The organism is Secundilactobacillus collinoides DSM 20515 = JCM 1123, assembly GCF_001435975.1.
Lineage (GTDB): Bacteria > Bacillota > Bacilli > Lactobacillales > Lactobacillaceae > Secundilactobacillus > Secundilactobacillus collinoides.
In genome coordinates, this window is sequence record NZ_AYYR01000013.1 from 1 (window position 1) to 12,077 (window position 12,077).

12 protein-coding genes and 1 pseudogene are annotated in these 12,077 nt (G+C 47.2%); 10 read left to right on the top strand and 3 right to left on the bottom strand.

The window, feature by feature from the left end:
- The first annotated feature begins 595 nt into the window (after positions 1-595).
- Positions 596-2,023 (top strand): DHA2 family efflux MFS transporter permease subunit, encoded by a 1,428-nt coding sequence (locus FC82_RS02480; protein ID WP_056996119.1) that lies wholly within the window; start codon positions 596-598, stop codon positions 2,021-2,023.
- 71 nt (positions 2,024-2,094) lie between these two features.
- On the top strand, positions 2,095-2,559 hold the full coding sequence (locus FC82_RS02485) for a MarR family winged helix-turn-helix transcriptional regulator (protein ID WP_054761418.1): 465 nt from the start codon (positions 2,095-2,097) through the stop codon (positions 2,557-2,559).
- Between the two features lie 321 nt (positions 2,560-2,880).
- On the opposite strand, the gene FC82_RS02490 is transcribed toward FC82_RS02485, so the two are convergent.
- Entirely contained in the window at positions 2,881-3,927 is a 1,047-nt protein-coding gene (locus FC82_RS02490) for an NAD(P)-dependent alcohol dehydrogenase (protein ID WP_054761416.1), read from the bottom strand.
- Positions 3,928-4,342: 415 nt separating this feature from the next.
- Here FC82_RS02490 and FC82_RS02495 point away from each other — a divergent pair, with 415 nt between their 5' ends.
- The 7 genes and pseudogenes from FC82_RS02495 (at position 4,343) to FC82_RS02520 (ending at position 9,309) form a co-directional block, all read left to right on the top strand.
- Positions 4,343-5,380 carry a zinc-dependent alcohol dehydrogenase family protein gene (locus FC82_RS02495; RefSeq protein WP_056996120.1) on the top strand — a complete coding sequence of 346 codons (1,038 nt, stop codon included), beginning with the start codon at positions 4,343-4,345 and terminating at the stop codon, positions 5,378-5,380.
- A 458-nt stretch (positions 5,381-5,838) separates the two neighbouring features.
- Complete coding sequence (locus FC82_RS02500; RefSeq protein WP_054761410.1) at positions 5,839-6,369, top strand: DapH/DapD/GlmU-related protein; 531 nt, start codon at positions 5,839-5,841, stop codon at positions 6,367-6,369.
- Between the two features lie 102 nt (positions 6,370-6,471).
- Positions 6,472-6,831, top strand: a pseudogene (locus tag FC82_RS02505) (nuclear transport factor 2 family protein); the annotation flags it as partial.
- 181 nt (positions 6,832-7,012) lie between these two features.
- Complete coding sequence (locus FC82_RS02510; protein WP_054761408.1) at positions 7,013-7,390, top strand: nuclear transport factor 2 family protein; 378 nt, start codon at positions 7,013-7,015, stop codon at positions 7,388-7,390.
- 32 nt (positions 7,391-7,422) lie between these two features.
- Positions 7,423-7,578, top strand: a complete 156-nt coding sequence (locus tag FC82_RS16690) for a hypothetical protein (RefSeq protein WP_162260919.1) — start codon at positions 7,423-7,425, stop codon at positions 7,576-7,578.
- Positions 7,579-7,630: 52 nt separating this feature from the next.
- The gene (locus tag FC82_RS02515; protein ID WP_056996121.1) at positions 7,631-8,485 is read left to right on the top strand and encodes an aldo/keto reductase; all 855 of its coding nucleotides are present in this window, start codon (positions 7,631-7,633) and stop codon (positions 8,483-8,485) included.
- A 239-nt stretch (positions 8,486-8,724) separates the two neighbouring features.
- A complete protein-coding gene (locus FC82_RS02520; RefSeq protein ID WP_056996122.1) occupies positions 8,725-9,309 on the top strand; it encodes a TetR/AcrR family transcriptional regulator in 585 nt (194 codons plus the stop codon).
- Positions 9,310-9,693: 384 nt separating this feature from the next.
- Here FC82_RS02520 and FC82_RS02525 read toward each other — a convergent pair whose 3' ends face one another.
- Positions 9,694-10,116 carry a MerR family transcriptional regulator gene (locus tag FC82_RS02525; protein WP_054761406.1) on the bottom strand — a complete coding sequence of 141 codons (423 nt, stop codon included), beginning with the start codon at positions 10,114-10,116 and terminating at the stop codon, positions 9,694-9,696.
- Positions 10,117-10,261: 145 nt separating this feature from the next.
- Positions 10,262-11,101: an SDR family oxidoreductase gene (locus FC82_RS02530; protein WP_056996123.1), complete on the bottom strand. Its 840-nt coding sequence runs from the start codon at positions 11,099-11,101 to the stop codon at positions 10,262-10,264.
- A 266-nt stretch (positions 11,102-11,367) separates the two neighbouring features.
- Here FC82_RS02530 and FC82_RS02535 point away from each other — a divergent pair, with 266 nt between their 5' ends.
- Positions 11,368-11,967 carry an NAD(P)H-binding protein gene (locus FC82_RS02535; RefSeq protein ID WP_056996124.1) on the top strand — a complete coding sequence of 200 codons (600 nt, stop codon included), beginning with the start codon at positions 11,368-11,370 and terminating at the stop codon, positions 11,965-11,967.
- The last annotated feature ends 110 nt before the right edge of the window (positions 11,968-12,077 follow it).

Consider the following 12,077-nt stretch of genomic DNA (forward strand, 5'->3'; position numbering starts at 1 on the left):
AAGCTAGTCTAATTGGTCTAGTTATCAAGTGTTGCACTTCAATTTTAAATCGGGGGGTTTTCAAAATCAAAAAAATGCGTATTATTTTTGCATTAAAACTGATTCAAAGGGGGCGGACGCTTATTTTTGTGGTTAAGAAAAAGCCCTTAAATGACCGTTTTTGGCAAGTTGATTTTTGACTGTGGCAGTTGTTACGATAACCTGTTTGGGTGAAGCTTGATGGCATTATTTTATAAAAGTCGTACTCACAAATCTCTTAAACCGTTGTCAAGCGCTCTGACTTTAAAACGATAGGTCAAAACGAGATTTGTTTTACATTAGCGCGAGGATGGGAAAGTTTTATTGAAAGCCTTTCTCACCCGAGAATGAATAAGTTGTCATGTGCTGATTTGGCTTTTAAAAATGCTAAAACGTTTACAAATGTAAAATATAGTGGATTTATCTATTAACTAGTAGATTTATCCACTATATTTTGATATACTTTTCATGTTCATGCGAAGAATACCACTTGAATGGGTGGTATTTTTCTGTGTTTAAGCACTTATTACTGGCATAAGAGAGTGCCTAAAATATATCGCGGAAAGAGGATAATTTTATCAAAGAAACAGAGTTTAAGGACGAACTGACCTCACTGGTTCAACTGGAGCACCCTAATCTGGCGTTGTTTGGCCTCATGTTAGGGTCGTTTGTCGGCATGTTTTCGGAAACATCGCTTAACATTGCGCTGCCCCGGATGATGACTGCACTTCACGTTGATACTGGGACAATTCAGTGGCTGGTGACGGGGTATATGTTAGTTATTGGTATCGTTATGCCGTTATCCAGTCTGCTGACGAGAAAATTCAAAACGCAGCGCATCGTCTTATTTGCACTATCGGCATTTATTGTGGGGGCGTTAATTTCAGCGATTGCCTCGACGTTTAGTGTCGTTTTGATTGGTCGAATGATTCAGGGAATCGGGACGGGATTGATTTTGCCGCTCATGTTCAGTGTGGCCATGGTGATTTTCCCACCGCAAAAATTAGGGACGATCATGGGTCTGTGTTCGTTGGTTATTATGTTCGCGCCAGCAATCGGCCCCACGTTAACTGGGTTAATGCTGAATTCATTGTCATGGCACTTCATTTTTTGGCTGTTTATTCCATTCTTACTGGTTTCCTTTGTCATCACAGCCGTTTACTTAAAAAATACATTTCAGCAATCGGACAGTTCAACGGATATTTTTTCATTACTGTTGTCGACCATCGGTTTTGGCGGTATTGTGATCGGCACTTCGCTGGCGAGCAACCTTGGTTGGTTATCGTTGCCAGTGGCAGCCTGTCTCATTGTCGGAATCGTCGCAGTTGGGCTATACGTGGCCAGACAGACCCATTTGGCGACACCGGTCTTAAATGTTAGCGTGTTTAAATCCAAAGCGTTCAGTATTGGTACAGCGATGGTCATTTTGAATTTTGCCATCATTTTGGCTTCGGCTTATTTGCTGCCGATGTATCTGCAACGCGTTTTGGGCACAAGTACCGCCGTCGCGGGTCTTGTCATGCTGCCAGGCGGGCTGGTCAACGTTGTTGTTTCCGGACTGGCAGGACGGTTGTACGATACTTACGGAGCGAAGTGGCTGACCCGAATCGGATTTGTGATCGTTATCATCAGTGTTATGATGTTCTTAATGATCAAGGTTAAAACGGCTGTCTGGGTGATTGTTCTTGGCAACATCGTCTTGATGATCGGGGCACCACTTGTGATGTCACCGGCACAAAGTTACGGTTTGAATAGTCTGGATAAGCGGTATAGTGCTGACGGCAGTACAATTTTGAGTACGTTGCAGCAGATCGCCGGCGCGGTTTCTACAGCCATTGCAACCAGCATGCTGTCAACCGGGTTCCGGCAGACACCGAACGCAGTGGGGTTAACGCATGGTACCCACCTTGGCTTTATTTTTGTGATGATCATGGCTGTTTTGGCCTTGATTATTTCGGTAGGAGTCAAGAAACCGGTGCGCAGTAAGGACATCAACGTCGCATAGTCGCTCCATTCATTCGCGACACCAGTCCTGCAGCATTTAAACGATCAATCATTTTTACGGGAGATATTGTTATGGAGTGGCATTTTTTTGATAAATACATTGCCGGCATCGACCGGATGTCGAGAAACGATTTAAAACGGGCACTGACTGAATTTGATGTGAATGCCTCCCAAAGTGATCTGCTGATGAATGTTTTCGAAAATCCGGCAGAACAGCAAAAGGACATCGCCTTTTCGATGGGCTATGACCCCAGTTTATTGGCGCGTGATTTAAAGGTCATGGAACATCGCGGCTGGATCACGCAGCGTCCTGACCCTTACGATAAACGGGCCAAGGTGATTGCAATCACACCGGAGGGCACGAAAGTTGCTACGCAGATCAAGACCATCAAAGATAACTGGTGGCAGCATTTTTTTGAAAACGACATGACTGCAGATCCCGAACTGATGATTCAGGATTTGAAACAGATGTATCTGGCGATGCAGCGCAAAAAATTGGCCGACCAGCGAGAAGAGCGACGGGCTCGGAAAAATTGACTTGCCCGATGTCGGCTGCGTATTTTTATAGCGCACATTTATTTTAGTTGTTAAAAAAGCGCTGAACGAGTTTATCGTTCAGCGCTTTAATGCAGTAAAAACTAGATTGTCATTCGAACTGTTACCGTTAACCAGGCTTCAAATTGTCGGGTCAAATGGTGGTCAGTCGCAACAGTAGGAACAGTCATCATGAATATCCTACGCCTTCAAGTCGACTCTAAGGCAACTATTTTCTTAAAAAACCACTCGTCAGGTTTTGTTCGGCAAGTGGTTTTACTTTGTGTGATTGGGTTTTGAATCTTGGGGAAATGCGTTTTGCAATTACTTCAACGTCGACATATCAATGACGTAGCGGTAGTGAACCTTACTATCCAAGATATTTTGGTAAGCGTCCGCAACATCGTCAATGCCGATCATTTCAATTTGGGGTTTGATATCATGTTCAGCTGCGAAGTTCAGCATTTCTTGCGTCAATGCGATACCACCGACGTTTGATGCGGTGATCTTAGCTTGGTTGCCAAAAATTGAGAATAAATTGAAGTGAATGTCGTCACTTGGGATGCCGACATAGCACATCACACCGTCTAATTTTAAGAGTGGCAGGTAGTTATCCAGGTCCAAGTCAACGGCTAGGGTGTTCAAGATGAAATCGTATTGGCCTTGCAGGGGTTGAAAATCTTCTGGGTCTTTTAGGATCTCATAGCCAGTTGCACCGAAGTGTTGAGCTTCGTCACGTTTAGATTCTGAGTGACCAAAGACCGTCACGTCAGCACCCATCTTGGCTGCAAACTGCACTGCAATGTGGCCTAATCCGCCCAGACCGATTATGGCAACCTTACTGTCAGCACCGATGTTGTAACGTTTCAGTGGGTTGTAAGTCGTTACACCTGCACATAATAGTGGCGCTGCATCGGCCAATGATAAGTTGTCTGGAATACTCAGTACAAAGTGATCCTTAACAACAATGGCTTGAGAGTAACCGCCCTTTTGAATGGTACCATCGTAATCTTCAGATTCAAATACCATAATAACGCCGTTTTCACAAAATTGTTCCTGGCCAGCTTTACATGCGGCACATTTGCCACATGAGTTGACAAAACAGCCGACACCAACGCGGTCACCAGGTTTAAGATCAGTCACTTCGCTTCCGACTGCGGTCACGATACCAGCAATTTCATGACCAGGCACCATTGGGTAATGGCTGCCTTGCCACTGAACCATGCTGACGTCACTGTGACAAATACCACAGTACTTAATGTCGATGGCAACGTCATCGGGATGCAGGTCTCGACGGGTGATCACAGTGTGTTCAAATGAAGTGAAGTCACCCTTGGTTTTTGCTTGTAATGCTTTTACTTCTTGTGTCATTTTGAGCCCTCCTAATCTGATGTGATTAGCTTAAGCCTTCGAGTCGAGTCGAAAGCAAGGGGGAATTTTGAATTTAAGTTTCTTAACAAACAAGACAGCTTCGATTGCGGTCAACCAACATTGACTGGCACTAACAGTGCTTAGGAGCAAGTAGGGAATAAGGTGACAATCACTCAAGAAAATAATTAAATGACTAATTTATTGCACCTTAGTTATAGTACGAACTTTATCTTAATCAAGGCTGGGAATGCGTCTAAAGGCTTTGCTAGCTGAAAATACGCAGAAAAATATGATGTTCCAGCGTTTGTTTGTGGAGAAGACACAAATTCCGATTTATTTTGCCAAAACGCTTGCCTTAAAGTCCACATTAAGGTTTACAGTATGGTTGTTAAAAAATAAAAGGAGGCTTCATTATATGAAAGCAGCAGTATTTATCGAACCAGGTAAGGTTGAAATTCAAGACCTGCCAAAACCAACGATTCAAGAACCAACCGACGCCATTATCCGCGTGGTGCGCGCCAGCGTGTGCGGATCTGACCTGTGGTGGTTCCGTGGTATTTCAGAAAGACCGCACAACACACCGGTTGGTCACGAAGCCATTGGTGTGATTGAAGAAGTCGGGGCCGATGTTAAAAACGTTAAGGCGGGCGATTTCGTTATTGTGCCGTTTACTCACGGTTGTGGGCACTGTGCTGCTTGTTTGGCCGGCTTTGACGGCAACTGTTTAAACGCTAAGGAAATGGGCAGTTCAGGTTTCCAAGCTGAATACCTGCGCTTCACCAATGCTGATTGGGCCCTGGTCAAGATTCCTGGTCAACCCAGTGATTATACGGATGAACAATTGAACTCATTGGTTACTTTGGCTGATGTCATGGCAACTGGTTACCATGCCGCCGCCTCTGCTGAAGTCAAAGAAGGCGATACAGTTGTCGTCATGGGCGACGGTGCCGTTGGGCTGTGTGGTGTGCTGTCCGCAAAACTTCGCGGGGCAAAGCGTATTATTGCCATGAGCCGTCACGAAGACCGGCAGAAGCTGGCCCGTGAATTCGGCGCCACTGACATCATCGCTGAACGTGGTGATGACGCGGTCGCTAAGGTCATGGAACTGACCGAAGGCGGGGCTGATGCCGTGCTCGAATGTGTCGGCACTGAACAATCCGTGGACACCGCTGTTAAAGTTGGTCGTCCAGGTGCCGTTGTCGGCCGTGTTGGCGTGCCGCAAAAGGCTGAAATGAACACTAATAATTTGTTCTGGCGCAACATTGGTCTGCGGGGTGGCGTTGCTTCCGTGACCACCTATGACAAGGCAGAATTATTAAAAGCTGTTTTGGACGGTAAGATCAACCCAGGGAAAGTGTTTACCCAACAATTTGCCTTGGATGATGTTCAAGCTGCTTATGATGCTATGGATCAACGTAAGGCAATTAAGTCGTTGTTGATTGTTGAAAAATAATAGTGATTGATGATGGACTGGTGCGCGGTAGATGGCACCAGTCTTTTTTTGTCGGAAGGAAATCGATGAAAACACCACAGTTGCATAAAGAAAAAGGTAGCAACCTACTTGTCACTGGACGAGACTTCCCATCCGATACGGAACTCAAATGTAATTCGATTTCCGGTCATATTAGTCGCCTTGAACTATGATGATCAGGCCGATATAGAAAGAAATTGGCAATGGTAATGTCGAATAATCTGCGGTGATGCCACTGCTTACTTAAGCCGTTATCGGTACAACATAAAAGAGCCGGTTTATCAGGAACTTTTCCTGAGACCGGTTTTTTTGCATATATCAACGTTTTGTCCCGTTTTCCAAAAATCCGTGGCATATGTCCCGCTTTTCAAAATACTGCCCATTTTTTGTTCTCTGAATAGGTTGTAAACTTTGGCTATTGAATCAAAGGAGGCCAACAAATGAAACGAGTTGACATGCGCACCAAAGCCTACGCACCGGACATTATTGAACTTAACCGCAGCGGTGACCTATGTTTTGAAATAAACCAAACGAAACCGCGAACTGAAAAGATGCGGCAACTTATCAACGAACTGCTGCTGACACCGCTGGATGCTACCAGCAACATTGCCAGTCCCATGGACATTGATCGTGGCAAGATGTTGCACATCGGCAAGCACGTTTTTATTAATCACCATTTGACGGCAATGGCCATCGATAACATCACGATTGAAGACAACGTTATGATTGGGCCGGATGTGTCTCTGCTGACCGCTAATCACGATTTCAGTGATCACTATGTGTTAGAGGCCGCGCCGATCCTGATCAAGCGCAACGCTTGGATCGGTGCCAAGGCGGTAATCCTGCCTGGAATCACCGTGGGCGAAAACGCGGTGGTAGCCGGTGGTGCAGTTGTTACTAAGAATGTGCCGGCAAACACAGTTGTGGGTGGTAATCCCGCACGGATCTTAAAAGAACTAGACGAAAAATAACCGAACTTTAAAGGAGAAATGAATATGAACACACAAGAATTAAGCGACCGAATTGCACTGAAAGAGGTTGTTGACCTGTTCTCAAACTAAGCTGATACCAAGGATAATGACGCGCAAGTCGCCTTGTTTACACAGGATGCTGAAGTCAACATTGTCATCGATGGCAAGCAGCTGATGAGCATGCATGGTCGGGATGAAATTGCCAAGGAATTTGGCGGTTCGATGACCCAGTACTCAGCCGTTTTTCACATGAATGGGCAACAGACGCTCAACATTGACGGTGATACTGCGTCTGGGACCGCGTATAGTTTTGTGACCTTAGTTGAGCAAAATGATGACGGCAACAAAACAACGTCCCATCAGGGTGTGCGGTATGCGGATGAGTATCGCAAGGTTGAGGGGCAATGGCTGATCAGTAAGCGCACGTCTAACTTTATCTGGCGTGATGACTTAGTTGGTTAGAACAGCTCATTCTGCTGATTAACAATGACTGCGCCACACGTGATCGTTTCTTGTTTTGGAAATGTTTTGCCACAGAGTTTGAAAAAGGGTGGCGGATGTCCCGTTTTTTGAAACACTGACCATTTTTTCTCGATTGACGGCATGCGATACTAACATCATTCAGTGAAACGGAGGCGATGAAATGCGCACAGCAACAGCAAGTGAACAGGCAGCCATTTTGGTTTGCCGGCAACAGATCCAAGCACTCATTGATCAGGATTTCGACAAACTAGACCAATTGATTGCACCGGACGCGGTATTTGAACATATTACGGGTGTCACGCAAACTCGTGACGACTGGTTGCGCCAAATCAAACTGGGCCGGATGCAGTATTTTAACAGTCGGGAAGAAGGGATTGACGTGACGGTTGATGGCAGTACGGCGGTTGTGATTAGTCATGATCAGCTGACTGCGCGAATCTATGGTATGCGTCAAACATGGGCGCTGGCGACAACGACAATACTAGCTTGGCGGCAGGACGCCTGGGTCATTATTAAAACAAAATCAAGGCTCTATTAGGGGGTTAACTGTGGCAAAAAGACATATATTAATTGTCAGCTGCCAGTCTGCCAAGCAGCTTATTGCCAGCGATGAGGACCATTTTGCACAGCGGTCTGCATCTCATTATGACCGTTGGCTTGATTCTGGTCGTCCTTGCCGTGGTGGTCAACATCACGCGCAAGGCGCCAATCAAGCAGCCACGATAACGAACGATTACACTGGTCTTGAACAGACTTATTATAGAAAGGATGATTGAAAATGACACAAACAACTGTAACGTTAAATAACGGGCTAGAAATTCCACAATTAGGTCTTGGGGTCTACATGATCGACGGCGATGCTGCTACTGAGCAGGCAGTCGGTGACGCCCTGAAACTGGGTTACCGGCACATTGACACTGCGCACGCTTACCAAAACGAACGCGGGGTTGGTGCGGCGATTCAAAAGAGCGGTTTGGACCGCAATGACATCTGGGTCACTTCAAAACTGTGGCCGAGCGACTACGGGGAGGCGAAGACCCCGGTTGCCATTGATAAAATGCTTGCTCGGTTAGCAACGGATCACGTTGATTTATTGTTGCTGCACCAGCAGTTTGGCGATTACTTGGGTGCTTGGAAGGCCATGGAAAATGCGGTTAATACTGGCAAAGTTCGGGCAATCGGTCTCAGTAATTTTGATGGCGACCGCTTGGACGATATACTGACCAACGCCACCATTCAGCCCGCAGTGATGCAGGTGGAGCTGCACCCATACTTCCAGCAACAGGCGCTCAAGGCAAAATTAGCCGCGGTGGGCACCAAGTTTGAGTCGTGGTATCCGCTGGGACACGGTGACGCTGCACTGTTGAACGAACCAGTCCTCGTTGAGCTGGGCCGCAAGTATGACAAGTCAACCGCCCAAATCGTTTTGCGGTGGCACGTACAATCTGGCCACATTGTTTTTCCAAAAACCACGAACCCGCAACACATGCAAGACAACCTGGATATTTTTGATTTTGAATTAACGGCTGATGACATGGCAAAGATTGACGCACTGGATAAGAATCAGCGGTATTTCGAAATGACTTTGAATCAGCAGAAGGCGCAGTTTGAAAGTTGGACACCGGCAGATTAACTCGTTGGTGAGCATTATTATTCCGAATAGTCAGAGCCCAAATTTAACCCGTTTTTCGGAAACGAGCGGCATGATAGTGCATAAAATATACATGGAACCTTGGTCAAAAAGACACGCTAGTCTTTTTCGGCAAAGGTTCCTTTTGCTTATTGCCCAAAATGGGTTACACCGTTGCCTGACTGGTATTTCGCGCCCGTTTTCTCTATACTTTAACTAAAACGAGGAAACGGGGTGTCATCATGAAGCTCACTGGGTTTGAAGATCTGCGCGTGCAGAAAACCGTCACCGCCATTTATACAGCGTTCGAGTCGTTGATTACTGAACGGCCGTACGAAAAGATTACTGTCAAAGAACTGGCGGAACGCGCACAGATCAACAAGAAAACGTTCTACCGTTACTACCCGACGTTGGATGATTTGCTGGCGGAGATGCAGGCGCGATACTCACAGGAATATTTGAAGGAGATCGGTAGCTTTCAGTACCCGCGTGATTTAGATAAGAGCGTCCGGTCGTTTATCGAATACTCGGCCAAGCAGGGACCGGCGTACGATAAGATCACGATTGGCGGCACCTATACGGGCATTCGCCAACAGATGATCGACGTGGTGATGCACGACACGTGGGCTAAATCTCGTGAGTTTCAGCGCCTGAACGACTGGCAGCAACGCTTGTTGATCAACTTCGTACAGGAAACGGGGCTGAGCGCATACCGGCAGTGGATCCTGTCTGACCGGGAAGCCCCAATGGAAACGTTGATTCAGGCCACGATTGCACTGATGCATGGCGGCGTGGATGCGTTTTTAAAAACTATGCCGCAGCAGTAAGGCTCGCAGACAGTCAACTAGCTTGAATTTAAGTGATTTGGGCTGTGCCATTATGCCGTTGACGCGCAAACTGACGCTGATACGATATTATTTGCAAGCCTGCTTTTTTCTAAAAGACGGCAACACTAGTGGTTACTGAATGTACCGGTATGCTGCCACACTTGGCGTGGTATCGTCTGTTCGTTCTTTATTGGCTGTTGCAAAGGCAGTCGAATCCTTGTCTTTGCTTATCATGTGGCAAGTTGGTTGAGAGCTTACTGGCGGGCGTTCATTTTTCCTTCTGACGGACAACAATAAAACGCCAAGGCCCACGTTCACACGTTTGCCTTGGCGTTTTTGAGATGTTTAATTAGCGTTAACTATCCAAAATCAAATCGGCGGATGCTATTCCTTGCTTTCGTCTTCCAGCTTTGCGTCATGCTCGCGCTCCAGTGCTTCCATTTCGGACTCGGCGGTTTTCATGTGGTCGTAGAAGTGGTCAAGCTTGAAGTGCAGGTGGTCGATGGCAGCCTGCAAGTCGTCGCGGCGCTCTTCCATTTCAGTAAGCTGTTCGCGCAGAAGATCTTGCTGTTCTTGGTCGTTTTCCTCTTGAGAGTCGAAGAGCTGAATGTACTTACGCAGATTTTCGATGGACATGCCGGCTGCGCGCATTTGTTTGACGAAGTTGATGCGGCGGATGATGCGGTCATCGATTTCACGGTTGCCGGTCTCGCTGCGGTCGATGGCGGGAATCAGCAGTTCTTTTTCGTAGTAGCGGATGGCGGCGGAGGAAACGCCGGTGCGTTCGCTGGCTTCTTTGATGTTCATAGTGGTCACCTCGGTTGGTAGTTGTTTGCTCCATTATAAGTCTTATTGGCTGAAATGTAGCGTTTAATGACAGGTGTTGATGAAGAATCGTTGAAATGATAAAGACGCTCTGCGGCCATGGCGGCTTAGGGGCGTCTTTATTGGGTTATTCACCAGCTGGGAAGTCAGTGGAGGCAGCTAATTTGGTCTGCGTCTTGTAGTCAGCAACACGCTTTTCCAACGTTGCGATGGTGTTCTTCAAGGCGTCTGAGCCTAAGACCATCCGCAGCGGTGCTGGTTCTTGATCAGCTGATTCGATGATGCGCGCAGCCATCCGGGCAGGGTCGCCAGGGGCTAAACCGTTAGCTGGATCCAGCATCTGCTTAAAGGCGTGGGCTGGGTTACCTTCGTAGGCTGGTAATTCAGTTGCAACCTGCGCACTGCCGTACCGGAATTCAGTCCGGGCACCACCGGGTTCAACGATGGTCACACCAATGTTGAAGGCGCCAACCTCTTGGGCAACGGATTCCGCAAAGCCTTCGATACCGAACTTAGCGGCGTGATACATTGAGTTGCCCGGGAAGGCGACTTGGCCACCGTAGGATGAAATCTGAATGATGCGGCCGTGACCCTGAGCACGGAAGTGAGGGAGGACGGAACGAATCATTTGGATCGAACCGGTCAGATCAGTGCCGATAATTTTGTTGACCTGGTCGTCAGTTAATTCTTCAGCGGCCCCGAACAGGCCGTAGCCGGCGTTGTTGACAAGCACGTCGACCGTGTCGTGTTCGTTGAAGATGGCGTCAACGGTTTGGTGAATCGCTTGAGTATCGGTAACGTCGAGAATCTTGCTGAAGAAGGTGTCAGGGTACTGAACTTCAAAGTCCGCAATCTTCTTAGTGTTCCGCACCGTGCCAATAACTGTGTTGCCGCTTGCCAGTAATTGTGCCGTCAGTTGGTGACCGAAACCACTTGAAACGCCTGTAATTAACCATGTTTTTGTCATATTTAAGAACTCCTTTTGTTGTTTGACTTGATTACAGGACCTACTTTACGACCTTGAAGTAACTTGAAGGCAAGCGTTTTTTGAAAAAAATTTAAAAAAGTTTTCGTGCGTAAATGTCTGCCTATTATTGATGGAGATATTGGCGTCTGATCCATAATCTTTCAAGATTTGAGAACTGGGTCGAAATTTTTTTACAAAAGGCTTGCCTTGCAGTAACTTGAAGGTATTATAGTGATCTCAACAAAACAAATAGGGAGGATTCACACATGACAAACGTATTAATTATTGGTGCAACAGGAACAGTTGGCGGCACGACTCGGCGGTATTTTTTGGACCACACGGATGACCAGTTGACGCTGATGGCCCGCAACACGAATCGTCTGGGCAACGTCGACGCGTCCCGCGAGACTGCCATTGCCGGCAGTGTGACGGATGCCGCCACGTTGAAGATTGCCTTACAGGGTCAGGACGTTGTATTTGCGGCGTTGAGCGGTAGCTTAAAAACGATGGCGCAGGCGTTGGTCGCAGCGATGGATCAAAGCGACGTGAAACGCCTCTTGTTTATCACGTCCATGGGCATTTATGACGAAATCCCAGCATCAATGGGCGGCGGTAATGTCTCCCAGAACCCGGTTCTGCGGCCGTATCGAGAGGCAGCGGATGTCATCGAGGCTTCTGACCTGGATTACACGATTATCCGTCCCGGTTGGTTTGACAACGGCAGCACCGACTACGAAATTACCCACAAGGGTGAACCGTTCGGCGGCCATGATGTGGCGGTAGAAAGTATTGCCGATCTGGTGACCCGGTTGGCGCACGACCCGAAGTTGGGATTGCGGGATAGTTTGGGCATCAATCGAAAATAATAATCACATGTGAATGATAAAGGACCAGCTGCACAAGGGTGTGGCTGGTCCTTTTACCTTTCTGGAATTTGCAAAAAGTCGTTTCATGGCCTTCATTGACGAGCGTTTTG